Consider the following 23,787-nt stretch of genomic DNA (forward strand, 5'->3'; position numbering starts at 1 on the left):
CGCCGGGCCACTCGTGCCGTGCCTTATGGCGCGCGGCGATCAGGCCATGCGGCGCCGGAGCAGCAGACCTCCTCCGAACACCATCAGCAGGATCGCCAGGGCGGCGGGTATGAACCCGTCTCCGCCGCCGGTGGTGGCGAGGCGCTCACCCGAGGCGACGATCGTCGAGCCCTGACCGCTCCCCGTCGGCGTGACGCCGGGGTTCGTTCCCGGGTCGGTGCCAGGGTTCGTCCCAGGGTCGGTTCCCGGGTCAGTTCCGGGATCGGTTCCCGGATCCGTTCCCGGGTCAGTTCCGGGATCGGTTCCCGGGTCGGTCCCAGGGTCAGTTCCGGGATCGGTCGGCGTCGTGCCCGGCCCAGGGTCGGTCACGGTGCTCGTCCCGATCACGGAGATGGCGTTGCCGCCGATCGTGATGGGGATGCTGATCGGCGCCGCGATCTGCGTGCCTCCGAGCACCGAGTCGAGACCCGAGGTCACGATGTCGCCACCCGAGGCCGGCACGTCACCAGGGGCGCTGGTGCCGCCCCCGGTGACGGTGCTGGTGCCGAGTACGCTGATCGCATTCCCGGTGACCGTGATCGGTGCGGCGATCGGGGCGATCACCTGAGTGCCGCCGGCGATCGAATCGGATCCGTCGGTGACAGCATCCGGTACGGAAGCCGTCGACGAGCCGTCCGCAGAGGAGGCGGGCGTCGCCGCGTCCTCCGCAGTCGCGACGTCGCTGGTGCCGAGCACCGCGACGCTGTTTCCGGTGACCGTGATGGGCACGTTCACCTGGAGCAGCGCCTGAGTGCCGCCGAGCAGCGAATCCGCACCCGATGTGGTGATGGATGCCGCCTCTGCCGCCGGAGCATCGCTCTGGGATGCGGCGGCAGGGGTTTCCGCTGAGGACGAGCCGAGGACGCTCACCGCGTTGTCCTGGACGTTCACCGGGACGTCGACCGTGACGACGGCCTGCGTACCGGATGCGACGCCCTCAGCGCCGCTCGTCGTGAGTGCGGGCGCTGGTGCTGGTGCCGGTGCTGGCGCCGGTTCTGCTGGCGCAGGTGCCGGCGCTGGCGCCTCCACGGTGGAAATGCCGAGCACGGATACCGCGTTGCCGACGATGTCGACGGGAACCGAGACGGGAATGATCGCCTGGGTTCCGGAGAGGATGCCGTCCTCTCCGTCGGTTTCCGCCGCGTTGGCGGATGTTGCGCCGAGCAGGGTGATCCCGCCGGCTACCACGACGCCCCAGAGGGCGTGCTTGATGACTTTATGCATGATGATTCAGCTCCTGACTGAAATGGGGTCGGTTGGATGCGCGCGATCGGATGTGCGCGCGCAGCACACGTCGGTCATCCACGAGGGATGACGAGACCCCGGTCAGTCAGGAGAGACGTCGGTGCCGGCGACCGGTGATGACGGCAGTGCGTCATCGGGTGCGCCGAGAGTTCGCTTCCAGGTATGAAGCGGGTCGAATGCGGAGTCGCCGAGGCGCGCAGCGTCACTGTGGGAGCCGCCGCCCGATCCGGTTGAGGGCAGGGGCGTGGACAGACTGGCGGGTGGCGCCTGATGGTTCTCGTGCGGTCGCGTGGATGCCACGGCATCCGGTTCCGCAACGGCAGCATCGGATGCCGCGGCACTGAGCTGTTCGAAGACGTGAGCCGACATCCGACCGGTGGCATGTTCGGAAGCAGCGCGGACGACCGCATCGTCGTCGCGCGAGGACGAGGGAGTCTCCGACTCGTCCTCGCGAACGGGCGCTTCCGCCACGGGCTCGGTGTCGGGCACTTCGGATGCTGCCGGCGGGGTCAGAGCGCCGAGCACGGGAGGCACTGTGCTGGCCGCCGTGCCTCCGATCAGATCGGCGGTCGCATCCACGACTCCGACGACCTCCCGCAGGGCGTCTGTGATCCCGAGGTCGGTCAGGACTTCACCGACTGTCCCGTCCGCGATGCCGGAGAGTGTGTGCAGCACCGGCTCGGTGAGTGTCGAGACCGGGGCGTTCTGCAGCGCGCCGGTCAGCGGAGAGGCGACGGTTTCGACGGCCCCCGTCGTGATCGGGGCGACGGAGTCGAGAACAGGCCGGACGGAATCACCGACGATCGGCGTCGACACGACGGCCCCGACGGTGCTTTCGACGATCTGCGGTGCAGTCTGCTGCGCCACGGGTGCGACCACCGTCTCCACCACTGTCTCCACCACCGGCGCGACGATCGGAGTCGCGAGAGAAGAGACGTCGTCCACGGTCGAGCCGACGAGCGAGGTCAGGGGGCTCAGCGGAGCCTGCAGCTCTTCCTCGGCGTGCGCGGCGCCACCGCCGATCAGAACAGTGAGCGTGGCCCAGGCGAGCACGCCGAAGGTGCCCCAGGCGACGCCGCTCAGAATCCGACGGGGTGCAGTCGCGGTCACGTTCACCTCCCCCTCGAAGGAACGTTCTCGACGCGGATGCGTCTTGCCCGAAGATACTCGTGTCGATGATCCGTGTCCAGAGCTTATTGAGGTTTGACCTGCCCCTTCTGGAGGGGCGCCCACCTGACGCGCCCGGGAAAAATCGGGCTTGACTTCTCCCCAGGTTGTACACACCCCGTCGTTGTGGGGCAAACCTTCAATCGGGAGTTTAAACAGATTGTCATCCACAGCCTGGGGAGTGAGAAAAGCCCAGTTCATACGGGTTTAAAAACCTTGACACCGGGATGCAGCACAGGGTTATCCACATCCGTTGTGCACAGACACTCCGAGGTTCTCCGCACGTTCTCCACATAGTTATCCACAGGCTGTGTTGCGGGTGCTGTAGCGCCCTTCTAGCGTGGACGAGCGACGAGATGTCGGAGGTACGTGGTTCGCTCTGTGCAACCGCGGATACACCCGCCGTCGTACGGCAACCGGAGATCACACATCCCGCGCCGCACCAGCAGCAAGCGCATCGAAGGGAGCACAGTGTCGATTGCCGACATCTCGGAGGAGCGCCTCGGGGGCCAGCGCAAGCCGGAGCGCACGCCGCCGCACGACCTCCTCGCCGAGCAGAGTGCCCTGGGCGGAATGCTCCTTTCGAAGGATGCTGTCGCCGATGTGATCGAGACCCTCAAGGGCGCCGACTTCTACATCCCCAAGCACGAGCTCATCTTCGAGGCGATCCTCTCGCTGTATTCGCACGGTGAGCCCACCGATGTGGTCGCCGTCACCGATGAACTGATCAAGACCGGTGAGCTGGGCCGCGCCGGCGGCGCCGACTACCTGCACACGTTGACCTCGATCGTCCCGACCGCCGCGAATGCGGGGTACTACGCGGGCATCGTCGCCGAGCGTTCCATCCTGCGCCGCCTGGTCGACGCGGGCACGCGCATCGTGCAGATCGGGTACGACGGCCAGGGCGACGCGACCGACCTCGTCAACAACGCGCAGGCCGAGATCTACGCCGTGACCGGCACCCAGACCACTGAGGACTACGTGCCCCTGACGGTCGCGGTGGATGCCGCGATGGAGGAGATCGAGGCGGCCAGCGGCCGCGACGGTTCGATGACGGGTGTGCCGACCGGCTTCAAAGAGCTCGACGAACTCACGAACGGTCTGCACGGCGGACAGATGATCGTCGTGGCGGCGAGGCCCGCCGTCGGCAAGTCGACGCTCGCGCTCGACATCGCGCGTGCAGCTGCGATCGGGCACAAGCAGCCGACCGTCTTCTTCTCCCTCGAGATGGGCAGGAGCGAGATCGCGATGCGTCTTCTCAGTGCAGAGGGCGCGATTCCGCTGCAGCACATGCGTAAGGGAACACTCGACCCGCGCGACTGGACCACGGTCGCCGCGACCCGCGGGCGCATCAACGACGCCCCCCTCTTCATCGACGACAGCCCCAACATGACGCTGGTCGAGATCCGCGCGAAGTGTCGCCGACTGAAGCAGCGCGAGGGCCTGCGCATGGTCGTGATCGACTATCTGCAGCTGATGACGAGCGGCAAGCGCGTCGAGTCGCGCCAGCAGGAGGTCTCGGAGTTCTCCCGTGCCCTCAAGCTGCTCGCGAAGGAGCTGCAGGTTCCGGTCATCGCGCTGTCGCAGTTGAACCGTGGTTCAGAGGCGCGTCAGGACAAGAAGCCGCAGATCAGCGACCTGCGCGAGTCGGGCTCGATCGAGCAGGACGCCGACATGGTGATCCTGCTGCACCGCGACTCCGTCTACGACAAGGACGTGCGTCCGGGCGAGGCCGACCTCATCGTCGCCAAGCATCGCAACGGCCCGACCGCGACGATCAACCTCGCGTTCCAGGGTCACTACTCGCGGTTCGCGGATATGGCGACCGGCGGGGACTTCAACTGATGTAGGTTCCGCGTGGTCCGCGGGCAGCCGGAGGTGCGATATCTATCTATCACGGAGTGGATAGACGACTTCGCCGAAGCTGAGGAGATGATTCACTCCGCGAATTGACGGAGGGCCTTCATCGGGATCATGAGGTGCAGATCTTCGACCGGCGACTGGAGAAAGTCCCCGTGGTGGAGGTAGAAGTTCTTAGCGCTCTCGTCACGACAGTGGATCAACACAGCGGCTGCCCCGATGCTCCCACTGATGTGGAATGAGCGGCGCAAGGCGTCGCGGAGCAATCCCGAACCGAGGCCTTTGCCGTTGAAATCCTCGTCTACGGCGAGTCGTGCGAGGAGGATGCATGGAATCTGGGTGGGCCGTCGCTCCGCAACGCGAGAAGGGGCCTCATGGCGAGCTACGGCGGCCATGGTGATCGAGTAGAACCCAACCACTCGATCACCGTGACATGCCACATAGGTGGTTGCATTGTTTGCCGCCTGATTTTCCCAGGCAAAGCGGGCGAACCACTCGTCAAGCTCGGGTGCTCCACTGTGGAATGTACCTCTGGGATCGCTCTTCTCAAGCTTTCGCGGGGTGCTGAAGTTTGTCACACCTCATCCGAAAAAACGGATGGTCGAGCGAACAACTTCTCAAACTTCGTCGTCGACGGCAGAGGCGCGTCGAGGAGTCGAGTGAACTCCTCAAACTGCTCCTCGGTGGCGACGAACCAGCGACGATCAGCCAAGACACGCTCGGCGTGGTCCACGGCGCTCCCAAGTATGAACTCGGTGAGGGTGTGATCGGTGGCCTCGGCAGCGCGACGGAGCAGTGATTCTTGCCGATCCGTTGCGCGCAGGTTGATCCGTTGATTCTTGGCGAGTCGATTGCCGACTACAGACTCAGACATCGGAGTCTCCTTCGTGTACGTACATCGTATGTACACGAAGTTCTTGATGTCAACTCCTCCTTCCCCGCCAGCCCGCGCGTACCAAAAGTCTTCATCAGCGTCTGACGGTGCTTTGACTGTTACGTCATTGCGGACGGACTTCGCAGAGTCGCTGGCTGGATGCGCTCGGGTCTCAACGGGAGACATACTTAGGGCACTGTGGAGAGGACTTCGGCCAGCACGCGCTGCTGAGCTCTCCCGGCGTCTGGGCCGGACTGGCCCGACATGGTTGCAAGTGCTTTCCAGAGGGCCCATCCTCGTGCGCGTTGCCATGTTGCATCATCGAGGGCGACCGACTCGCGAAACGCCGCACGCGCCTCGCCATCGAAGTAGGTCCACGCGATGACGAGATCACATGCGGGGTCGCCGATCCCGCATGTGCCGAGATCGATGACTGCCGAGAGTCTTCCTTCCTCTGTGAGGAGGTTGCCGGTGGCAATGTCTCCGTGAAACCAGACGGGCTCGGACTCCCACGCAGACGTCGTCGCGGCGAGCCAGATCTCTCGGCACCGCTCCGCATCGACGTCGTCTCCCAGACGTTCGAGGGCAAGCTGCACTTGATCGCTGTACACGCTCGGGTGACAGCCGCGGTAGAAGGAATGTCGTCCCGCTGAGGCGCCCGCACCTGTCGGGAGGGATCTCAGTGCGCGCAACACGGAGCCCAGATCGACGGCCAAGGAGACCGGGTCGACCAGCGAACTCTCGTCGATCGTGTTGCCGGGCAACCACCGACGTACGGACCAGGGAAGCGGGTAGTCCTGGCTTGGCGCTCCGACTGCCATGACACCGGGGACAAGAACCGGAAGCTTCCCGTCGAGGAAGTCGAGCGCGCGCTTCTCTTTCTCGACAGCCGCGGCATAGGCCTCGCCACTGGGCAACCGTACGGACAGGTCATCTCCCAGGCGAAACGTCCGGTTGTCCCACCCCTGTTGCGGAACCGCGCGAATTCGCAGTGTGCTCCAGTGTGGAAACTGCTCCGATATGAGTTCGGCCACCAGGGGCTCGTCGATATCGATCATCTTTCCTCCCCACCGCTTCGTCGCGACCGAAACGAATACTCCTCGGAGCCAAGGACTCGCGACCAAGCGTATCTCGCCGTGCCGTTCGTTGAACTTGTCGTCTATGGCTACGACTCGATCACCGACAACGTGCTCACGCACCAACGTGTCCTCCGGGTGGATGATCACGGAAACGTGACGGCCAGCCCCCGTGACTCCGACGCGGTGCGCGCATTGTCGGCGACCAGCGCGATGATCGAACCATGGACAAGGACGACATCGACTCCGGTTTCACCACGCGGCAGGACTTCGATAGGCGGATCGAGCAGTACCGTCTGCTCATCCTGAGCAGTCTCGACGGCCTTTCAGAACAACAGGCTCGCGCGGTGCACGTGCCGGGTCGACCTTCGCTCCTCGGCGTCGTGCGACACACCGCCTACGTCGAGGGAGTATGGTTCGGCGAAGCCATCACCGGGCGGCCCCGCACCGAACTCGGCCTTCCGTTCGCGACAGCGAACTCGTGGAAGGCTCGCAAGTCCGACAGCATCGCATCCGTCACCGAGCACTGCCAAGAGGTCCATCAGCACTCGCGATCCAATCTCGCAGCTCTCAATCTTGCCGACGTCGTCACGGGGCGCAGCCCGCGCACGGTGCTGAGCCTCTACACGCACGTCCTCAGCGAACTCGCCTGGAACACAGGGCAGCTCGACGTACTCCGTGCTCTCGCCGAGAACCCCGACGATTCCGGCGTCGATCGCAGCTGAAGAGGTCGCGCGCAACTGACGAGGCGGGGCCCAGCCGAAGAGAAGGTGCCCAGCCGAAGAGCCGGACCTCAGACGTTCGTGGCCCTGGCGGGGGACGACTCGGCGGCGACTTCGATGAGCGTGCGCAGTTCCTCGATCGGAAGATCGGCGCCGAACGTCGGCATCCCCGGCTCCAAGAGTGCGCCAGCGGCGAGGTTCCCGGCGATGAGGGGATCGAATCCCAACGCATCGATGAAGCCGCCGACCTGCGCGACGTCGCTTTCGCGATCACCCGCGATCGCGATCGCCTTGCGCCCGTCTTCGCCGGCCGGCCGGGCTTCTTCCTCGAGGTCGTGATAGCCCATGTGGTTCAGCGCCTTCACGACGCGCGATCCGGGAAGGAACTCCTGCACGATCTCGCTCGTCGAGGTGCGCGGGTCGTTCAGGTCGTCGCGGATCCCGTCCGTCTCCCACCAGTAGTTCATGGCATCGACCACGAGCTTGTCTTCGAGTTCCGCCACGGGAATACGACGGTACTTCCCGAGCGGCAGCGCCAGCACGACGATGTCCGCATTCCGGGCTGCTTCCTCTGGGCCGACGGCGGTCGCGCCCGGCGCGAGTACGTCGATCGTCAGCGCGATCCGCTCCGGGTCGCCGGAGCCCGAGATCAGCACCCGGTACCCGGCGGCGACCGCGAGACGGGCGAGCACCGTGCCGACCTTGCCGGCCCCGAGAATGCCTACGGTCGGCCTGCTCTCATCCGCCGCGTTCATGACCGGAATGCCGTGCCGGCCGTCACTGGCGGTGCGGGCGTCTCCGCCAGCAGGTCCCGCACCATCGGGATCACCTTCGTGCCGTACAGCTCGACGGCGCGAAGCCGTGCGCTTGCCGCCATGGCGCCGCCGGCCGTGTAGATGAGGTCGAACCGACCGACATCCAGCGTGCGGATGGCGGCCGCCATCTTCCTGGCGACCGTCTCCGGCGAGCCGACGTACAGCGATCCGCTCTCGACGTCGGCCTCGAACTCGGAGCGACGCAGCGGCGGCCAACCGCGCAGTGCTCCGATGCGGTCGCGGATCACCTTGTACCCGGGGTAGAACGCTTCCATCGCCTCCTCATCCGTCTCGGCGATGAAGCCGGGGGAGTGCATGCCCACCGGGTGGGCGGTGGTGCCCAACTGCTCGGTCGCCCGCCGGTACAGGTCGACGTACGGGGCGAAACGGGCCGGCGCCCCGCCGATGATCGCGAGCATGAGCCGGAACCCGTAGTGCGCCGTGCGGATCACCGACTGCGGCGAGCCGCCGACACCCACCCACGTGCGCAGCCGGCCCGAGTCGGTCTTCGGGAAGACATCCGCCTCGTGCAGCGCAGCGCGCGTCGTCCCCTCCCAGGTGACCGGCTTCTCATCCAGCAGGGCGTGGAACAGGTCGATCTTCTCGTCGAAGAGCAGCTCGTAGTCCGAGAGGTCGTAGCCGAACAGCGGGAACGACTCGGTGAAGGATCCGCGGCCGAGGATGATCTCCGCACGCCCGTTAGAGAGCGCGTCGAGAGTGGCGAACCGCTGGAACACCCGCACCGGGTCGTCCGACGACAGGACAGTGACGCCCGAGCCGAGCCGGATGCGCTCGGTCGCTGTCGCGATGCCTGCCAGGACGGTCTCCGGTGAGGAGATCGCGAACTCGGGGCGGTGATGCTCTCCGATCGCCACCGCCTCGATGCCCAGGTCATCGGCCAGTACGGCTTCCGCGACAGTGGCGCGGATGGCCGCAGCATACGAGACGACTGTCCCCTGGTCGTCGCGGGGCAGGTCTCCGAACGTATCGATGCCGAACTCGAGGTCGGTGAAGTCGCTCATGGTCTCTTCCTTCGTGTGGATCTCAGGTCTGGTGGGCTCAGGCGTGGGCGGCCTTGCCGCCGTTGACGATCTCTGCGGGTGTGCGCCCGGTGAGGTGCCATTCGCCGGGGTCGTCTTCGAGCAGCTCGCGCACTCGAGGCGCGACGCGTTCACCGAACAGGCGGATGCTGTGCTCACGCGCATCCCGCGGCAGGTGCAGCACGTCGTACTTCAGATCGAAGCGCGACAGGTGGTTGGCGCGGACGATGCGCGCGATCTTCTGGGCGACCGTCTCCGGCGACCCGACGTACAGTGCGCCGGTGTCGACCTCGGTCTCGTACCGTTCGTGGGTGGGGGCGTAGAAGCCGCGCTCCTTGCTCATCGCGGTGACGACCGGCTGCCAGTGCTTCCAGTGCGTGTTCTTGGCCTCGTCGTCGGTGTCGGCGATGAATCCGAGGGAGTGCTGACCAATCGGAAGCTCCGGCTGGCCGAACTGCGAAAGTGCACGAAGGTACAGCTCGGCGTGCCCGGCGAACCGTTCGGGGCGTCCGCCGATGATCGCCATCATGAGGGGCAGGCCATTGCTGGCCGCGCGCACGACCGAGTCGGGGCTTCCGCCGATGCCGATCCAGGCCGGGATGCCACCATCGGGCATCCGCGGGTGCAGACGCACGTTCTCCAGCGGCGCGCGATACTGCCCGCTCCAGGTCACGCGGTCCTCACGCATCAGGCGCAGGAACAGCTCGAGCTTCTCGTCGAAGATCTGCTCGTACTCGGCGATGTCGTAGCCGAACAGCGAGAACGACTCGATCGCCGATGCGCGCCCGAGCACGAGGTGCGCACGCCCACCCGACAGACCGTCGACCGTGGCGAACTGCTGATAGAGCCGCACCGGATCCTGCGTCGACAGGACGGTGACCGATGTTCCAAGGCGGATGGTCGAGGTGGCCTGGGCGGCCGCGGCGAGGATCACCGGAGTGGCGGCATCGACCATGCCCTCCCGGTAGTGCTCGCCGATGCTGAACACATCGAGGCCGACGGACTCCGCCAGCTGCGCCTCATCCACGAGCAGCCGCAGCGATTCAGCATCCGACATCACTCGTCCGCCCTCGGTGGCGACATCGCCGAAGGAGTTCAGTCCGAACTCGATGTCACCGATTCGAATCGCCATGATCAGCATCCTTCTCGTCCCGGCGGATCCGGATTGACGTGTCAATGCTGCAACATGGGTATTGACGTGTCTATTCCGAGGAGTCCAGATGGCCCAGAACCACCGCACGATGCCCACGAGGGAACAGCTGCGCATATGGCGCGACTACATCGAGACGGCGCAGGTGCTTCGCACGCGTCTCGATAGTCGCCTGCAGAGCGAATCGTCGCTGTCGAGCGGCGACTATCAGGTGCTGCTCGCGCTGACGGAGGCGCCGCAGTACACGCTGCGATCAGCTGAGCTGGCGGCGCTCATCGGATGGGAACGCAGCCGGCTTTCGCATCATCTGGGGCGGATGGAGAAGCGCCACCTGATCCGGCGCGTCCCGTGCACCGACGATGTGCACGGAGTGGATGTCACAGCGACCGATACCGGTCGTGAGTCCTTTCGCGCCGGATCCGTGCCGCACCTGCGTGCGGTGCGCGAGCTCTTCATCGAGGCTCTCAGCCCGCAGCAGCTCGCGAACCTCGACGACATCTCCGCCGCGCTCCAGCGGCACCTCGGCGTGGACGGCCCGCCCGCACCTGCGGCGTGATCCGACGCCCGGTCACTCGGGCGGTGACTCGTGACGTGCGGATGCTGCGATCATCGCGGAGTACCCCTCGACATACGTCGGATACTCCAGGCGGCCGAGCAGCGATCGCAGCAGCGATCCGTCGTGCACGAACCCGGTCGGTCCGGCCGACGCGTCGTCGGGCGGTGCGTCGACGCCGAGCGTGCCCGCGATGTACCCGACGACCTCACCCAGCGGGGCGGATGCCGCATCCACGGCGTGCACGAGGGGCGGCGGTTCCGGCATCCGCAGCAGCAGGTCGAGCGTGCGCACGAGATCGTCCTCGTGGATGCGGTTCGTGCGTCGCCGGTGGTTCAGGACCGTATGCTGCTTCACCTGCCGAAGAAGGAAGCCCCGGCCAGGGCCATAGATTCCGGCCGGTCGCACGATCACCGCACCGAACAGCTCGATCGCCGCGCGCTCGCCGTCGCGCAGACCGCGCGCACGTTCGCCTACCGGCGCTGGTTCGTCGCGCTCGGTGATGGGGTGCGCGGATGCCGCGCCGTCGAAGACGCCGGTGGATGAGACGAACACCGTGCGTGCGGGAGCGTGGGGGAGAGCATCCGCGAGGTGGGCCAGCGCCGTGCGATAACCGTCGACGCCGCCGGGTGGTGGCAGCGTGACGACCATCGCGTCGACCGCGGGCAGACCCGCTTGCAGGGGAGACGCAAGATCTGCGCGGATGCCGTCGACGCCCTCGGGCAGCGCATCGTCGCTGCGTCGCAGCGCGATGACCTCTCCGCCGTCGGCGAGCAGCCGCGGCGCAAGACTCTGCCCGAGCTTCCCGAAGCCCACGAGGAGCGTGCGGCCGGGCGGTGCGACGAGCGGATCGGGGAGCGAGTTCATCGACTCCAATCTGTCACATGACGGGCGCCCGCCGGTCGGCCACGGTGACGCACACCGCTGCACTCGCACGGCTCGGCCATGCCCTGTCCGACGCTTGGAAGGGTCTGGCTGAGCGCTTCGGTGGGCCGCCGCACGCACGGCGGGTGTCACGGCCTCACGGGCGAACGCGGACCGTGCGTCCCTCGAACGTGACGAGGTCGCCGTCGTGCAGCTGTCGGCCGCGGCGGCGTTCCTCCTCGCCGTTGACGCTCACGTAGCCGTCGATGATGACCTCCTTGGCGTTGCCGCCGGAGTCGAGCAGGCCGGAGAACTTGAGGAACTGTCCGAGGCGGATGACCTCGCCCCCGATGGGCACGTCGTCGATCTGATCAGCGTTCGTCATTCCTGAATGCTAACCGGCCGGCTGGTGGCGGATGCTGCAGGCGCCGTCCGGATGTCGGTGTTCCTTGCTATCGTGGCGCCGTGCGTTGGCTTGCGGACGAGGCGAGTGGTTCACGATGTGTTCCGCTCTCTCCGGGGTCACCCCGGGGTACGCAGTGCTCGCGCGCACGCCGCGACCGGCTGCCGTCGTCATGGGAGCCGGTACTTCCGCCCCATGACTCATCCGATCCGGTACGTGATGTGCGTGACGAGCCGGGATGCGCGCGCCGAGACGATGCTCATGGGTTGCGCTGGCACATCGAGGAAGAGACGCTCGCCCTCTCCGAAGATCACCGGCGAGATATGGGTGCGCAGTTCGTCGATCAGTCCGGCCCTGAGATATTGGTTGACGGTGGTCGCTCCTCCCGCGATCGACACACGCCCGTCGGTGCCCGCGACTGCTTTCGCCTGCTCGAGGGCGGCTTCGATGCCGTCGGTCACGAAAGTGAACGTCGTGCCGCCTTCCATCTCGAGCGGCTCGCGGGTGTGGTGACTGAGCACGAAGACGGGGCCGTGATACGGCGGATTGGGACCCCACCACCCGGTCCAGTCCTGGTCGAACTCACCCCGGTCGGGACCGAACATGTTGCGTCCCATCACGAACGCTCCGGCATTCACGATGTCGTCGATCTCGGCCGCGTTCTCCTCGGCGCCCTCGAACCGCCAGCGGAGCAGATCGTCCATCAGGCAGTCGCCGAACGGCTTCTGCGCCGTCTGGCCCAATCCGGATGCGAACCCGTCGGCGGAGATCGCCATGTCACTGAATACGAAAGTCATGTCAGCTCCCAAACTCTTGTGCTCTGCGCTTGGATCGAGCGTAACCACAAGACATCGCCAGCAACATCCTCGCGAACTGCCTGAGACGAACAACCCCGAGTCGGTCGCGCAGGGCGTTCAGTGCCCCGAGTGGTCCCCACCGGAGATCTGGTCGAGCACATGATCGAGAACGTCGCCGAGAACGGCGAGCCCGTCGCGCACGCCGCCGCTGGATCCGGGCAGGTTCATCACGAGCGTGCGCCCGGCGACGCCCGCGACCGCGCGGCTGAGGATCGCGGTCGGCGCGACCGCAGCCCCGCGCCGGCGCACCTCCTCGGCGATGCCGGGCAGCTCCATGTCCAGCAACGCCGTCGTCGCCTCCGGCGTGCGGTCATCGGGTGAGACGCCGGTTCCGCCGGTGGTGAGAAGCACATCCGGATGCTGCGCGAGCAGTTCCGCGAGCGACTCGGCGATCGCAGCATCCGCCACGACGACCGGCCCTGCCACCTCGAATCCGCGGGCACGCAGCCAATCGGTGATCACCGGACCGGTGCGGTCCTCGTAGACGCCCGACGACGCGCGGGTCGAGGCGACGAGAACCGCTGCCGTCCGGCTCATTCGCGAGACCAGTCGCCGCTTTTGCCGCCCGACTTCGCGAGCACGAGCACGTCGGTGATCACGGCGCGATTGTCGACGGCCTTGATCATGTCGTAGAGGGTCAGTGCCGCGATGTTCGCGGCGGTCAGCGCCTCCATCTCGACGCCGGTGACGCCGTTGGTCACCGCCGTCGCGACGATCCGCACCCGGTCGCCCAGCGGCTCGAGGTCGACCGACAGCTTGGTCAGCGGCAGAGGGTGGCAGAGCGGAATCAGGTTCGACGTCTGCTTGGCGCCCATGATGCCGGCCAGACGCGCCGTTCCCAGCGCCTCGCCTTTGGGAAGCGAGCCGTCCGCGATCTTCGCCACGACCTCTTCCGTCGTCACGAGCACCGCCTGCGCGCGCGCCTCGCGTCGCGTGACCGCCTTGTCGGTGACGTCGACCATGTGGGCCGAGCCGTCGGAACGCAGGTGCGTCAGGTCACTCATCGATTCTCCATACCTCGACCTCGGCGCCCGCAGGGAGCGCGTCGACGCCGATCGGAACGTGCACCAGGACCGTCGCCCGCGCGTAGTCGTGCAGCAGGTGCGATCCTGGGGCTCCCACCTCGACGCTACCGTCTGCGCGGAATCCGCCGCGGCGGATCTGGTGCTTCTCGCGCGAAGAGCTGAGCGCCTCGGCCAGGGGCGCTCGCTGCACCCGACGGGAGGGATCGAGCCCGGCGGCCCTGCGCAGGATCGGGCGGAGGAACATCTCGAACGACAGCAGGGCGGAGACCGGATTGCCGGGGAAGGCGATGACCGGCACCGTGCGCTCGCCCTCGGCGGCCGCCACCGTTGCATTGCCCAGCCCCTGCGGACCACCCGGCTGCATCGCGACCTTCCCGAACCGCACGCCGGCCGGTTCGAGAGCATCGCGCACCACCTCGAAGGCACCGGCGCTGACTCCGCCTGTCGTCACGATGAGGTCGGCATCCGGATGCTGCGCGATCGCGCGGAGCACGGCGGAGGCGTCGTCCGGAGCGAACGCGACCTGCACGATCGCGCCGGATTCCTCCATCGCCGCGGTGAGCGACGCGGTGTTCGCGTCGTAGATCTGCCCGGGCTCGAGTTCGTCGCCAGGTGCACGCAACTCATGGCCGGTGGAGAGCAGCAGCGCGACCGGACGCGCACGCACCTGCACCTCCGTGACACCGGCGGAGGCCAGCGACCCCAACTGCGCAGGGCCGAGCCGCGTGCCGGCGGGCAGGATCGTCGAACCTGCTGCGAGGTCTGCACCGGCCTCGCGCACGAACGAACCGGCCTGCACCGGGGCGTGGAAGCGGACGGTCGTGTCCGCAGGAGTCTCGACGGCCCCGCTGCCGATCCCGATGAAGCGCGGCGGATCGGCGATCTCGATCGGCACGACGGCATCCGCTCCCGACGGGATCGGCGCACCCGTCATCACCGGCGCCGCGGTTCCGGAGAGATGTTCGTGCACCGCATCGCCGGCGGCGCTGGTCGCGCCGATGCCAAGAGCCACCGGAGCATCGGCGGAGGCTGACGCCAGGTCGGCGGCGCGGACGGCATATCCGTCCATCTGCGAGTTCCGGAACGGCGGCACGGTGATCGGGCTCCGAACATCCGCCGACAGGACACGGCCGGATGCTGTGCCGGGGCTCAGCGCGATCAACTCGGATCGCGCGTCATCGGCAAGGCTGTCGATGACGGGGGCGAGCAGCTGTGCCACGGTGTCGGCGTGCTCCGCCGGAGTGGCTGGGTTCGAGGTCATGGGTCGATCATCCTCCCGCGAACGGCGGAAGGATATCGACCTGTGCGCCGGTGGGGTGGTCGGGTTCGCGACGGACGACGCCATCGAGAAGGAACGAGCCGGATCGGAGCACTCGCGCCATCGGCTCGCCGTAGTTGCGCACCAGAACCTCGCGCAGCCCGCCGAGAGTGGGATCGGGGCCGAGATCGAGCTGTTCCTGCTCGCGACCCGCTGCCTCAGAGGCGGCAGCGAAGTATCGCACCGTCACGATTGCCATACTGTCCATTCTAGTTCAGAGTGTGGAATTCGATCTTCGTATCGTGGAAACTCATCGTCAGCAGGCGGAGATCGACGCGTACTATTGCAACCATGATCCCGCTCGTCGAGCCGGGCCCCGCGCTGGAGCCCGAGCGCATCACACGTTACAGCCGCCAGCTGATGCTGCCCGGGTTCGGTGAGGATGCGCAGCGGCGGCTCGCCGCAGCCCGCGTGCTCGTGATCGGCGCCGGCGGGCTCGGCAGTGCGATCGTTCCCGTTCTCGCCGGCTCCGGCATCGGCACCATCGGGGTCGTCGACGATGACGTCGTCGAGCTCTCGAACCTTCACCGTCAGCTCAGCCATGGCACCGGCGACATCGGGCGTTCCAAGGTCGACTCGCTCGCCGACACAGTGCGGGCGATCGACCCGGAGCGCGAGCTGATCATCCACCGCGAACGACTCACTTCGCAGAACCTCCCCGCGATCCTCGACGATTACGACCTCATCGTCGACGGCAGCGACAACTTCCCGACGCGCTATCTTGCCAACGACGCCGCGGAGCTTGCGGGCAAGCCCCTCGTCTGGGGCAGCATCCTGCGCTTCCACGGGCAGGTCGGAGTTGCGTGGCGTGACCAAGGGCCGACCTTCCGCGACCTGTTCCCCTCGCCGCCCCCCGCGGACGAGACGCTTTCGTGCGAGCTGGGCGGGGTGCTGCCGAGCCTGTGCACGGCGATCGGATCGCTCATGGCGACCGAGGTCATCAAGCTCGTCGTCGGGATCGGCGAGCCGCTGCTGGGCCGGGTGCTCTTCTACGACGCGCTCACGGCCCGCACGCGTGAGATCGCATATGCCGCTGACGACATGCGTGCGCCGGTGACCGACCTCATCGACTACGAGCAGTTCTGCGGAGTTCGCAGCGAACCGGCAGCCGATGACGCGGCCACCACGTCGGCAGCCGAGCTGCTGCAGTGGATGAGAGAGCGCCGACCGGTGCGGCTGCTCGACGTGCGCGAGCCGCACGAAGCACGAGCGCGTCGCATCGCCGGTGGGCAGCTGCTGCCGCTGGGCCGCCTCGACGCAGGTGAGGACCCGGAAGGCCCGAGCGATGAGCCGGTCGTCATCTACTGCGAGCGCGACCCGCGTTCCCGCCGCGCCGCGCGCACGCTGATCGAGCGCGGATTCCGCGTGACGTATCTCGCCGGCGGGATCCAGGCCTACGTCGCCGTCGGTGGAGACGTGATCGGGGATGCCGTTCCGGATGCGGAGAGCCTCGATGCCGCACAGATGGAGACAGTGACCTCATGACGACCACCTTCGCGCTGATCTCAGAGGACCCGATCGACGAGGCGGCCGTCCGGGCCGCGGTGGGCTCCGACGAGCACGGTGCCATCGTGACATTCTGCGGCGTCGTACGCGATCACGACGGCGGGCGCTCGGTGCGCTCGCTCGACTATCGCGCGCATCCGGATGCTGCGCGGTTCCTCGCCGACATCGTCGAACGCGTACGTGCCGAGACCGGGCTCCTGGTGGCGGCAGCGCATCGGGTAGGCGATCTGCGCATCGGCGACATCGCGCTGTATGCCGCAGCATCCGGTGGTCATCGTGCCGAGTCGTTCCGCGCCTGCGAGCTCGTGGTCGAGGAGATCAAGCGCGGCGTTCCGATCTGGAAGCGGCAGCACTACGAAGACGGCGTCTCGGAGTGGGTCGGTCTCTGACCTGCCGGCTCAGCCGCCTATGTAGCTCATCTCGACCCGCTGGCGCGAGGCGCGCAGCTCTGGCGTGAGGCTCGAGCGGATCTCGGAGTACCGGTCATCCCGCGCCCCCCAGATCGACGCCATGGCCGCTGCGAGCTGCTCGTCGTCGGCGCCGTCGCGCAGCAGTGCGCGCAGGTCGTGCCCTTCTGTGGCGAACAGGCAGGTGAACAGCTTGCCCTCGGTGGAGATGCGCGCGCGGTTGCAGGTGCCGCAGAACGTGTTGGTCACCGACGAGATCACGCCGATCTCGCCAGAACCGTCGGTGTAGCGCCAGCGCTGCGCCGTCTCGCCCGTCACCGTGGCACCCACCGGCTCGAGCGGATGCTGCGCGCTGATCCGCTCGACGATCTCCGCCGACGGCACCACCTCGTCGAGCGACCAGCCGTTGGACGTGCCGACGTCCATGTACTCGATGAAGCGCAGCGTGTAGGGCGTGCCCTTGAAGTGGGCTGCCATCGCCTCGATCTCGCCGTCGTTCAGGCCGCGCTTGACGACCATGTTCAGCTTGATGGGTCCGAGCCCGACCGCGTGGGCTGCGTCGAGACCGTCGAGGACGCGCGATACGGGGAAGCGCACGTCGTTCATCCGCTGGAAGAGCTCGTCGTCGAGCGAGTCGATGGAGACGGTGAGCCGGCCGAGTCCGGCATCCTTCAGCGCCTGCGCCTTCACGGTCAGCGCAGACCCGTTCGTGGTGAGGGCGATCTCGAGCTTCTCGCCGTCCGGTGTGCGTAGCGCGGCGAGACGTGAGATGAGCTCTTCGATGCCGCGGCGCAGCAGCGGTTCACCGCCGGTCAGACGGAGTTTTCGCACGCCGTGGGCCGCTGCGACCCGAGCGATCCGCTCGATCTCCTCGAAGCTGAGCAGTTCATCACGATCGAGGAATGCGTAATCGCGACCGAATACCGCTCTCGGCATGCAGTAGACGCAGCGGAAGTTGCAGCGGTCGGTCACCGAGATCCGCAGGTCGCGCATCGGACGGTCGAACCGGTCGACCAGCCCGCCGGTCGAGGGCAGGCGCGACGCCCCTGTCGCCCGCTCTGGTGCGGGAATCGGAATGATCGCCATCGCCGTCCCTCTCGTGTGGGCAACGGTAGCACCCGCTCAGAGCGAGCGGCGCACCGAGACATCCTGCTCGTGGATCGAGAACGTCAGCACGGCATCGGGACGCACCCCGGTATCGACGGCGACCATGGATGAGCAGTCGACGGCGATGTCCGGATGCTCGGCAGTGAACAGGCGCACTCCGCCGGGGATCGCCTCGAAGTGGGAAACGGTTCCGGTCCAGGTGTTGGGAGGGCCGTCGGTCGGTGTCGAGCTGCTCCTGCGACCGGTCGATGGCGACGCCGCATCCGGGTGGATCCGGACGGCACCGGGGGAGAACACCGCCGTGCCGGCCTCGCCGGGAACGAGTGCTTCGCCGCGTCCGATCCAGCGCGTGCTCGCGTCCGTCCCGGATGCGTGCCGGCCGTCCGTCTGCAGCACCCCGTCGCGATCCGCCACCCCCGAGACGAGATTCACACCGGCGATGGCCGCGACGAACGGCGAGTTCGGGTGGCCGAGGACGTCCCTGGTCGAACCCTCCTGCACCACGCGTCCCTCCTGCAGCACGACCGTGCACGACGCGAGCATGACCGCATCCATCGGGTCGTGGGTCACCAGCACCATCGGCACGCTGACGCGATCGCGGAGCTCAGACACCAGGCGCCGCGCCTGCGCCGACGTCTGCACATCGAGTGCCGCGAAGGGCTCGTCCAGCAGCAGGGCGTCCGGTGACGCCGCCAAGGCGCGGGCGAGCGCGACGCGCTGACGCTGCCCACCCGACAGCTGCGCAGGCCGTCGGTCTGCGAGGTCGGCGAGGCCGACGTCCGCCAGATGCCCGCGGGCGACGTCGGCGGCCTCGGCGCGCGGCATCCGCTGGGCACGTGGTCCGAACGCGACGTTCTCCAGCGCGCTCAGATGCGGGAAGAGCGTGGTGTGCTGCCCGAGCAGACCGATCCGCCTGCGCTCCGGTGGCACCGAACGGTCGAGCACGCGACCGTCCAGAGCGATCCGACCCGATACCTCGGCGTGACGGCCGAGATTGTCGAGGTGCCCGGCGATCGCGCCGAGCAGCGTCGACTTCCCCGAGCCGTTCGGTCCGAGAACGGCGAGCACCTCGCCTTCTGCGGCGGTGATGGTCGCGTCGAGTGTGAAGCTCCCGACGCGGGCGCGGATGTCGACCTCGAGCGTCATCGGACGGCATCCGCACGCCAGCCGCGCATGAGCAGGAGCACCGCGACCGCGACGATGATGAGCAGCAGCGACAGCGCGATCGCGGTGTCCTCCTGCACGCCTGCGCCGTTGAAGGCGGTGTAGATCGCGAGCGGCATCGTGCGGGTGACGCCGGGAGCGTTTCCGGCGAAGAGCGCCGTCGCGCCGAACTCGCCGAGAGCCCTGGCGAAGCAGAGCACGGTGCCGGCGACGAGTCCCGGTGCGACCAGCGGCAGCGTGACCCGGCGGAACACGGTGAACCGGCCCGCACCCAGTGAGGCCGCGACCAGCTCGTGGCCGGTGCCCGCGGTGCGAAGCGCTCCTTCGGCCGAGATGACCAGGAACGGGAGGGCGACGAACACCTGCGCGATGACGACCGCCGCGGTCGTGAACGGAATCTGCAGTCCGGCGGCAGCCAATGCCCCGCCGAACATGCCGCTGCGCCCCAGAAGCGAAAGCAGCGCGATGCCGCCGACGAGCGGCGGAAGCACGAGCGGCAGGGTCGTCAACGTGCGCAGGATCGCTGCGAGCCATTGCGGGCTCCGCGCGATCACGAGGGCGAGCGGAACACCGAGGATCACGCAGATGACGGTCGCGATCGACGCGGTGGAGAGCGAGAGCGTGAGCGCCTGCATCGCCGCCGGGGAGGTGATCGCGGCAGGAACGCCTGCCCAGTCCAGCCGTGTCAGGAGGGCGACGAACGGCAGCACGAGCACAAGGGCGCCGAGCGCCGCGGGGACGGCAAGCCACGGCGGGATGCGCCGGAGGGCCGATCCCGACCGCGATGGACCGGATGCCGACCGTGTCACGGCTTCTGCCGTAACGCTCATGGCGCACCGAATCCGAAGTCGCGGAGCACGCTCTGCCCGGCATCCGACAGCACGAAGGCGATGAAGGCCGCCGCCGCGCCCGGGTTCGCGGCATCCGTCAACGCCGTCAGCGGATAGACGTTCGTCGCGGCTTCAGCGCCCTCGATGTCGACGGCATCCACCGCGTCTCCCGCGGCCGCGACGTCCGTGCGGTAGACCAGGCCGGCATCCGCCTCGCCGGACTTCACCTTCGCCAGCACCGCTGTCACGTTCTGCTCTTCGCTCGCGGGCGTCACGGTGACGCTCGCGGCATCGAGCAGCGTGTGCGCGGTGGCACCGCATGGCACCTCGGCAGCGCACATCACGACGATGAGTTCGTCGTCGGTGAGAGCACCGAGGCCGTCGATGTCGTCCGGATTGCCAGGCGCCACGGCGATCTGCATCGTGTTCGTCGCGAAGTCCTCTGCCTCGGCGGCCAGCCCTGCATCGGCGACCTTGGTCATGTTCCGCGCGTCAGCCGAGGCGAAGACGTCCGCAGATGCGCCTTCGATCAGCTGCGTCGCCAGCACGGACGATCCGTCGTAGCTGATCGGGAGGACGTCGACTTCCGGATGCTGCGCCTCGAACTGCGCCGCGAGCTCGTCGAAGGCTCCGGAGAGCGACGCGGCGGCGAAGATCGTGAGCTCGCCGGTGGGCTCGTCGGAGCCCGATGCGTCCGTGCCGGCTGAGGGTCCGGCATCCGTCGTGCTGCCTGTGCAACCTGCGAGTCCTAGGGCGCCGACGAGCATGGCGATCGCGGCCGCGCGTCGGAGGGGGGCAGTGATCACGGGCGCGATTCCTTGTCGGTCTCGAGGATGACCATGGTGGCCTTGATGACCGCTACGGCCTTGGAGCCGACGTCGAGCCGCATCTCGCGGGCCGCCTCGGACGACATCAGCGACACGACGCGATTGGGGCCGCACTGGAGTTCGACCTGCGCCATGAGCCCGTCGATCTCGACCTTCGTCACCAGTCCCGTGAAGCGGTTGCGGGCGCTGCGGCGCACATCGCCGACGTCTGAGACCTCGGTGGCCATGACCTTCGCATGGGCAGCGAGCTCGGCGCCGTCGACGACCTGGCGTCCCGACTCGTCACGCGAGACGGAGAGGATGCCGTCGGCGCACCACCTGCGCACGGTGTCATCGCTCACGCCGAGAAGGCCGGCTGCCTCGCTGATCCGAAATTGCGTCATGAGATGAAGAATAGCCCCGCATCTGCGGAATCACAACAGTGAATCTCGCATTGTGGAAATGCAATTCCAAAAAAGGTGGACGAGTGCCGGTTTCGCTGTTACTGTCGTAAAGCCCCGCAACCCGTGATCAACGGGCAGGGAAGAAAACCAGAAGCCAGCGGATCGACGAGGATCACGCACACACACCCGGCAGGTCTCGTCGTATCAGCGTCCGACGCAAGGAAGCTCTCCCACATGGACACGATCGGTATCACCCCGTCCACGGCATCGTCAGCTGCTGACACCGCCCCGACACCCGCCGAGTACCTGGCTCGCGCCGTGGATCTCGCGACTGAGAACGTCCGGAACGAAGGCGGCCCGTTCGGCGCCATCATCGTCTCGGCCGACGGACAGGTCTTCGAAGGCGTCAATCGCGTCACTGCCAACCTCGACCCTTCTGCGCACGCCGAGGTGACGGCCATCCGCAACGCCTGCCAGGCGCTCGGCACATTCGACCTGACCGGCGCTGTGCTCTACACCAGCTGCGAGCCGTGCCCGATGTGCCTGGCGACGTCGCTGTGGGCGCGCGTCGAGAAGGTGTACTTCGCCGCTGACCGCAACGACGCCGCCGATGCCGGCTTCGACGACGCCGTCTTCTACAAGTACTTCGAGGGCACGAGCGAAGACAGGGCCATCATGCCGGTCGCACAGGAACCCCTTCCTCCGGAGCAGCGGGTCGCCGCCTTCACCGAGTGGAACCAGACGACCACTCGTGTCGACTACTGATCGGATCCGACGATGACTTCAACCACATCCGTCCGCGGCGAGTCCGAGGACGAATCCACGCAGACCGTCGTGCACCCACCGCTGCCCACGGGCGCGACGACCACCGTCGACGCCGAACCCAGGAACCGGGTCGACCGGTTCTTCGAGATCAGCCGCCGAGGATCCACGTTCGGACGAGAGATCCGCGGAGGCATCGTCACGTTCGTGACGATGGCCTACATCGTCATCCTGAACCCGCTCATCCTGGGCGGGACCGAGGACGTCGCCGGAAATGCGCTGCAGGCCGCGCAGATCGGCGCGGCCACCGGCCTCACCGCCGGCGTCATGACGATCCTCTTCGGCGTCGTGGCCCGGCTGCCGTTCGCGCTCGCCGCAGGCCTCGGGATCAACTCGTTCCTCGCGGTGGCGGTGGTCGGTCAGGTGACCTGGCCCGAGGCCATGGGTCTCGTCGTCATCAACGGCCTGCTCATCGTGCTGTTCGGCGCCACCGGCATCCGCACCGCGATCTTCAATGCAGTGCCCGCACCGCTGAAGGCCGCGATCACCGTGGGCATCGGCCTCTTCATCGCCTTCATCGGCTTCGTCGATGCGGGCTTCGTCACCCGCACTCCGGGCGGCCCGCCGGTGCAGCTCGGTGACAGCGGTTCGATCTCATCCGTGCCCACGCTCATCTTCCTGTTCGCACTGGTGACCATCGCGGTCCTCGTTGCTCGCAAGGTTCCCGGTGGCATCCTGATCGGCATCGTCGTCGCGACGATCGCGGCGATCATCTCGCAGGCGTTCCTCAAGCTCGGCCCGAGCGTCGAGGATCCGGGCGGATGGCACATGACGATCCCCGAACTCCCGAGCGCGCTCGTGACGATTCCGGACTTCGGCCTGGTCGGCCAGTTCGACCTGATCGGATCGTTCGGTCGCATCGGTGCACTCGCCGCGACCATGCTCGTCTTCACCCTGCTGTTCACGAACTTCTTCGACGCGATGGGCACGATGACCGGTCTCGCCAAGAACGCCGGCCTCGCCTACAAGGACGGCACGTTCCCGCGTCTGCGTTCGGCCTTCGTGGTCGAGGGCCTCGGCGCCGTCGCGGGTGGTGCGACGTCGTCATCATCGAACACGGTCTTCGTCGACAGCGCCTCAGGCATCGGTGAGGGAGCCCGAACGGGGCTCGCCTCGGTCGTGGTGGGTGTGCTGTTCCTGCTCTCGATGTTCTTCACACCGCTGACGCTGACGGTTCCGATCGAGGTCGGCTCCGCTGCCCTCGTGGTCGTCGGCGCGATGATGATGGCGCAGATCAAGGAGATCAAGTTCAACAACTTCGCGGTCGTCCTCCCCGCGTTCCTGACGATCGTCACGATGCCGCTGACCTACTCGATCGCCAACGGCATCGGCGTCGGGTTCATCGCGTGGACGTTGATCAACGCGCTCTCGCGTCGTGCCCGCAAGGTGCACTGGCTGATGTGGATCGTCTCGGTCGGCTTCATGCTCTACTTCGTCCGAGGTCCGATCGAACAGCTGCTCGCCGGCTGAGGTGCGATCCGCTCTGTGCCCGGTTCCGCGTCGCGCGGTGCCGGGCGCAGTTGCGTTCCCGGCTTCCCTTCGCCCCGGCATCCGGATCGGTCGCGGCATCCGGATCGGTCGTGGCATCCGGACGGTGCGGAGAAGACTTTCGTCGGTTCGAGCGTGCGGGAACCCGCGAAAGCCTTCCGGCGTCGGGTGGGGGTCCGGGCCCGGGCCAGGGCGCGGAGCCGGGTGGCGGGTCGGTGGCGGCGTCGGGTGGCGGGTGGCGGGTC

27 protein-coding genes are annotated in these 23,787 nt (G+C 67.3%); 7 read left to right on the forward strand and 20 right to left on the reverse strand.

The annotated features are described in order from the left end of the window. Positions 1–39: 39 nt before the first annotated feature. Both JF52_RS0107385 and JF52_RS0107390 read right to left on the reverse strand, forming a co-directional pair. A complete protein-coding gene (locus JF52_RS0107385; protein ID WP_033105629.1) occupies positions 40–1,263 on the reverse strand; it encodes a chaplin family protein in 1,224 nt (407 codons plus the stop codon). A 102-nt stretch (positions 1,264–1,365) separates the two neighbouring features. Then, positions 1,366–2,394: a hypothetical protein gene (locus JF52_RS0107390; RefSeq protein ID WP_152594838.1), complete on the reverse strand. Its 1,029-nt coding sequence runs from the start codon at positions 2,392–2,394 to the stop codon at positions 1,366–1,368. 528 nt (positions 2,395–2,922) lie between these two features. On the opposite strand from JF52_RS0107390, the gene dnaB reads away from it, so the two are divergent. Beyond that, positions 2,923–4,296 carry a replicative DNA helicase gene (gene dnaB / locus JF52_RS0107395; protein ID WP_033105631.1) on the forward strand — a complete coding sequence of 458 codons (1,374 nt, stop codon included), beginning with the start codon at positions 2,923–2,925 and terminating at the stop codon, positions 4,294–4,296. 92 nt (positions 4,297–4,388) lie between these two features. Here dnaB and JF52_RS0107400 read toward each other — a convergent pair whose 3' ends face one another. The 3 genes from JF52_RS0107400 to JF52_RS0107410 are packed head-to-tail and all read right to left on the reverse strand — an operon-like array spanning position 4,389 to position 6,411. Further along, complete coding sequence (locus JF52_RS0107400; protein ID WP_033105632.1) at positions 4,389–4,889, reverse strand: GNAT family N-acetyltransferase; 501 nt, start codon at positions 4,887–4,889, stop codon at positions 4,389–4,391. Continuing rightward, a complete protein-coding gene (locus JF52_RS17755; protein ID WP_235272337.1) occupies positions 4,886–5,371 on the reverse strand; it encodes a type II toxin-antitoxin system TacA family antitoxin in 486 nt (161 codons plus the stop codon). Before JF52_RS17755 ends, JF52_RS0107400 begins: the two co-directional genes overlap by 4 nt. 2 nt (positions 5,372–5,373) lie before the next feature. Next, positions 5,374–6,411, reverse strand: coding sequence for an aminoglycoside phosphotransferase family protein (locus JF52_RS0107410; protein WP_235272338.1), 1,038 nt, complete (start codon positions 6,409–6,411; stop codon positions 5,374–5,376). Positions 6,412–6,485: 74 nt separating this feature from the next. Between JF52_RS0107410 and JF52_RS0107415 the strand changes: the two genes are divergently transcribed. Then, a complete protein-coding gene (locus JF52_RS0107415; RefSeq protein ID WP_052166828.1) occupies positions 6,486–6,986 on the forward strand; it encodes a mycothiol transferase in 501 nt (166 codons plus the stop codon). Positions 6,987–7,054: 68 nt separating this feature from the next. On the opposite strand, the gene JF52_RS0107420 is transcribed toward JF52_RS0107415, so the two are convergent. Genes JF52_RS0107420 through JF52_RS0107430 form a run of 3 tightly spaced genes read right to left on the reverse strand, consistent with a single transcriptional unit; the run spans position 7,055 to position 9,970 of the window. Further along, positions 7,055–7,738 carry an NADPH-dependent F420 reductase gene (locus JF52_RS0107420; RefSeq protein ID WP_033105635.1) on the reverse strand — a complete coding sequence of 228 codons (684 nt, stop codon included), beginning with the start codon at positions 7,736–7,738 and terminating at the stop codon, positions 7,055–7,057. Continuing rightward, the gene (locus JF52_RS0107425; RefSeq protein ID WP_033105636.1) at positions 7,735–8,820 is read right to left on the reverse strand and encodes an LLM class flavin-dependent oxidoreductase; all 1,086 of its coding nucleotides are present in this window, start codon (positions 8,818–8,820) and stop codon (positions 7,735–7,737) included. Before JF52_RS0107425 ends, JF52_RS0107420 begins: the two co-directional genes overlap by 4 nt. Positions 8,821–8,857: 37 nt before the next feature. Continuing rightward, positions 8,858–9,970, reverse strand: coding sequence for an LLM class flavin-dependent oxidoreductase (locus JF52_RS0107430; RefSeq protein WP_084595784.1), 1,113 nt, complete (start codon positions 9,968–9,970; stop codon positions 8,858–8,860). Between the two features lie 88 nt (positions 9,971–10,058). Between JF52_RS0107430 and JF52_RS0107435 the strand changes: the two genes are divergently transcribed. After that, positions 10,059–10,544 carry a MarR family winged helix-turn-helix transcriptional regulator gene (locus JF52_RS0107435; protein ID WP_033105637.1) on the forward strand — a complete coding sequence of 162 codons (486 nt, stop codon included), beginning with the start codon at positions 10,059–10,061 and terminating at the stop codon, positions 10,542–10,544. Positions 10,545–10,556: 12 nt separating this feature from the next. On the opposite strand, the gene JF52_RS0107440 is transcribed toward JF52_RS0107435, so the two are convergent. From JF52_RS0107440 to JF52_RS0107470, 7 genes are all read right to left on the reverse strand, one after another. Further along, positions 10,557–11,408: a sugar nucleotide-binding protein gene (locus JF52_RS0107440; protein WP_033105638.1), complete on the reverse strand. Its 852-nt coding sequence runs from the start codon at positions 11,406–11,408 to the stop codon at positions 10,557–10,559. 154 nt (positions 11,409–11,562) lie between these two features. Beyond that, on the reverse strand, positions 11,563–11,790 hold the full coding sequence (locus JF52_RS0107445; RefSeq protein WP_033105639.1) for an RNA-binding S4 domain-containing protein: 228 nt from the start codon (positions 11,788–11,790) through the stop codon (positions 11,563–11,565). 218 nt (positions 11,791–12,008) lie between these two features. Then, positions 12,009–12,605: a dihydrofolate reductase family protein gene (locus JF52_RS0107450; protein ID WP_033105640.1), complete on the reverse strand. Its 597-nt coding sequence runs from the start codon at positions 12,603–12,605 to the stop codon at positions 12,009–12,011. A 117-nt stretch (positions 12,606–12,722) separates the two neighbouring features. Next, positions 12,723–13,202 carry a MogA/MoaB family molybdenum cofactor biosynthesis protein gene (locus tag JF52_RS0107455; RefSeq protein ID WP_033105641.1) on the reverse strand — a complete coding sequence of 160 codons (480 nt, stop codon included), beginning with the start codon at positions 13,200–13,202 and terminating at the stop codon, positions 12,723–12,725. Then, entirely contained in the window at positions 13,199–13,669 is a 471-nt protein-coding gene (gene moaC / locus JF52_RS0107460) for a cyclic pyranopterin monophosphate synthase MoaC (protein ID WP_033105642.1), read from the reverse strand. The genes JF52_RS0107455 and moaC overlap by 4 nt, the downstream gene beginning before the upstream one ends. Beyond that, on the reverse strand, positions 13,662–14,951 hold the full coding sequence (locus JF52_RS0107465) for a molybdopterin molybdotransferase MoeA (protein WP_033105643.1): 1,290 nt from the start codon (positions 14,949–14,951) through the stop codon (positions 13,662–13,664). Before JF52_RS0107465 ends, moaC begins: the two co-directional genes overlap by 8 nt. Positions 14,952–14,958: 7 nt before the next feature. Beyond that, positions 14,959–15,207, reverse strand: coding sequence for a MoaD/ThiS family protein (locus JF52_RS0107470; protein WP_033105644.1), 249 nt, complete (start codon positions 15,205–15,207; stop codon positions 14,959–14,961). A gap of 92 nt (positions 15,208–15,299) precedes the next feature. On the opposite strand from JF52_RS0107470, the gene JF52_RS0107475 reads away from it, so the two are divergent. Both JF52_RS0107475 and JF52_RS0107480 read left to right on the forward strand, forming a co-directional pair. Beyond that, positions 15,300–16,493, forward strand: a complete 1,194-nt coding sequence (locus JF52_RS0107475) for a ThiF family adenylyltransferase (protein ID WP_084595670.1) — start codon at positions 15,300–15,302, stop codon at positions 16,491–16,493. After that, positions 16,490–16,903: a molybdenum cofactor biosynthesis protein MoaE gene (locus JF52_RS0107480; RefSeq protein ID WP_033105645.1), complete on the forward strand. Its 414-nt coding sequence runs from the start codon at positions 16,490–16,492 to the stop codon at positions 16,901–16,903. The genes JF52_RS0107475 and JF52_RS0107480 overlap by 4 nt, the downstream gene beginning before the upstream one ends. Positions 16,904–16,912: 9 nt before the next feature. On the opposite strand, the gene moaA is transcribed toward JF52_RS0107480, so the two are convergent. Genes moaA through JF52_RS0107505 form a run of 5 tightly spaced genes read right to left on the reverse strand, consistent with a single transcriptional unit; the run spans position 16,913 to position 21,232 of the window. Beyond that, positions 16,913–18,007, reverse strand: coding sequence for a GTP 3',8-cyclase MoaA (gene moaA, locus JF52_RS0107485; protein ID WP_052166829.1), 1,095 nt, complete (start codon positions 18,005–18,007; stop codon positions 16,913–16,915). A 36-nt stretch (positions 18,008–18,043) separates the two neighbouring features. Next, positions 18,044–19,174, reverse strand: coding sequence for a sulfate/molybdate ABC transporter ATP-binding protein (locus JF52_RS0107490; protein WP_052166830.1), 1,131 nt, complete (start codon positions 19,172–19,174; stop codon positions 18,044–18,046). Then, the gene (locus JF52_RS0107495) at positions 19,171–20,022 is read right to left on the reverse strand and encodes an ABC transporter permease (protein ID WP_084595672.1); all 852 of its coding nucleotides are present in this window, start codon (positions 20,020–20,022) and stop codon (positions 19,171–19,173) included. The genes JF52_RS0107490 and JF52_RS0107495 overlap by 4 nt, the downstream gene beginning before the upstream one ends. Further along, positions 20,019–20,828 carry a molybdate ABC transporter substrate-binding protein gene (gene modA, locus JF52_RS0107500; protein WP_235272339.1) on the reverse strand — a complete coding sequence of 270 codons (810 nt, stop codon included), beginning with the start codon at positions 20,826–20,828 and terminating at the stop codon, positions 20,019–20,021. Before modA ends, JF52_RS0107495 begins: the two co-directional genes overlap by 4 nt. Beyond that, complete coding sequence (locus tag JF52_RS0107505; RefSeq protein WP_033105646.1) at positions 20,825–21,232, reverse strand: TOBE domain-containing protein; 408 nt, start codon at positions 21,230–21,232, stop codon at positions 20,825–20,827. The genes modA and JF52_RS0107505 overlap by 4 nt, the downstream gene beginning before the upstream one ends. A 234-nt stretch (positions 21,233–21,466) precedes the next feature. Here JF52_RS0107505 and JF52_RS0107510 point away from each other — a divergent pair, with 234 nt between their 5' ends. Together JF52_RS0107510 and JF52_RS0107515 are read left to right on the forward strand one after the other, a co-directional pair. Further along, positions 21,467–21,997 (forward strand): nucleoside deaminase, encoded by a 531-nt coding sequence (locus JF52_RS0107510; protein WP_084595674.1) that lies wholly within the window; start codon positions 21,467–21,469, stop codon positions 21,995–21,997. Positions 21,998–22,009: 12 nt separating this feature from the next. Then, positions 22,010–23,524 carry an NCS2 family permease gene (locus tag JF52_RS0107515; RefSeq protein ID WP_084595676.1) on the forward strand — a complete coding sequence of 505 codons (1,515 nt, stop codon included), beginning with the start codon at positions 22,010–22,012 and terminating at the stop codon, positions 23,522–23,524. Positions 23,525–23,787 lie beyond the last annotated feature (263 nt).

The sequence above is a fragment of the Microbacterium profundi genome (assembly GCF_000763375.1).
In the GTDB taxonomy this organism is placed as follows: Bacteria; Actinomycetota; Actinomycetes; order Actinomycetales; family Microbacteriaceae; genus Microbacterium; species Microbacterium profundi.

Excerpts from the sequence above, each read along its gene's own strand:
- JF52_RS0107385 (WP_033105629.1), bottom strand. The coding sequence starts at position 1,263 with ATGCATAAAGTCATCAAGCACGCCCTCTGGGGCGTCGTGGTAGCCGGC.
- JF52_RS17755 (WP_235272337.1), bottom strand. The coding sequence starts at position 5,371 with ATGTCTCCCGTTGAGACCCGAGCGCATCCAGCCAGCGACTCTGCGAAG.
- JF52_RS0107415 (WP_052166828.1), top strand. The coding sequence starts at position 6,486 with ATGGACAAGGACGACATCGACTCCGGTTTCACCACGCGGCAGGACTTC.
- JF52_RS0107420 (WP_033105635.1), bottom strand. The coding sequence starts at position 7,738 with ATGAACGCGGCGGATGAGAGCAGGCCGACCGTAGGCATTCTCGGGGCC.
- JF52_RS0107425 (WP_033105636.1), bottom strand. The coding sequence starts at position 8,820 with ATGAGCGACTTCACCGACCTCGAGTTCGGCATCGATACGTTCGGAGAC.
- JF52_RS0107430 (WP_084595784.1), bottom strand. The coding sequence starts at position 9,970 with ATGGCGATTCGAATCGGTGACATCGAGTTCGGACTGAACTCCTTCGGC.
- JF52_RS0107435 (WP_033105637.1), top strand. The coding sequence starts at position 10,059 with ATGGCCCAGAACCACCGCACGATGCCCACGAGGGAACAGCTGCGCATA.
- JF52_RS0107440 (WP_033105638.1), bottom strand. The coding sequence starts at position 11,408 with ATGAACTCGCTCCCCGATCCGCTCGTCGCACCGCCCGGCCGCACGCTC.
- JF52_RS0107445 (WP_033105639.1), bottom strand. The coding sequence starts at position 11,790 with ATGACGAACGCTGATCAGATCGACGACGTGCCCATCGGGGGCGAGGTC.
- JF52_RS0107450 (WP_033105640.1), bottom strand. The coding sequence starts at position 12,605 with ATGACTTTCGTATTCAGTGACATGGCGATCTCCGCCGACGGGTTCGCA.
- JF52_RS0107455 (WP_033105641.1), bottom strand. The coding sequence starts at position 13,202 with ATGAGCCGGACGGCAGCGGTTCTCGTCGCCTCGACCCGCGCGTCGTCG.
- moaC (WP_033105642.1), bottom strand. The coding sequence starts at position 13,669 with ATGAGTGACCTGACGCACCTGCGTTCCGACGGCTCGGCCCACATGGTC.
- JF52_RS0107465 (WP_033105643.1), bottom strand. The coding sequence starts at position 14,951 with ATGACCTCGAACCCAGCCACTCCGGCGGAGCACGCCGACACCGTGGCA.
- JF52_RS0107470 (WP_033105644.1), bottom strand. The coding sequence starts at position 15,207 with ATGGCAATCGTGACGGTGCGATACTTCGCTGCCGCCTCTGAGGCAGCG.
- JF52_RS0107475 (WP_084595670.1), top strand. The coding sequence starts at position 15,300 with ATGATCCCGCTCGTCGAGCCGGGCCCCGCGCTGGAGCCCGAGCGCATC.
- JF52_RS0107480 (WP_033105645.1), top strand. The coding sequence starts at position 16,490 with ATGACGACCACCTTCGCGCTGATCTCAGAGGACCCGATCGACGAGGCG.
- moaA (WP_052166829.1), bottom strand. The coding sequence starts at position 18,007 with ATGGCGATCATTCCGATTCCCGCACCAGAGCGGGCGACAGGGGCGTCG.
- JF52_RS0107490 (WP_052166830.1), bottom strand. The coding sequence starts at position 19,174 with ATGACGCTCGAGGTCGACATCCGCGCCCGCGTCGGGAGCTTCACACTC.
- JF52_RS0107495 (WP_084595672.1), bottom strand. The coding sequence starts at position 20,022 with ATGAGCGTTACGGCAGAAGCCGTGACACGGTCGGCATCCGGTCCATCG.
- JF52_RS0107505 (WP_033105646.1), bottom strand. The coding sequence starts at position 21,232 with ATGACGCAATTTCGGATCAGCGAGGCAGCCGGCCTTCTCGGCGTGAGC.
- JF52_RS0107510 (WP_084595674.1), top strand. The coding sequence starts at position 21,467 with ATGGACACGATCGGTATCACCCCGTCCACGGCATCGTCAGCTGCTGAC.
- JF52_RS0107515 (WP_084595676.1), top strand. The coding sequence starts at position 22,010 with ATGACTTCAACCACATCCGTCCGCGGCGAGTCCGAGGACGAATCCACG.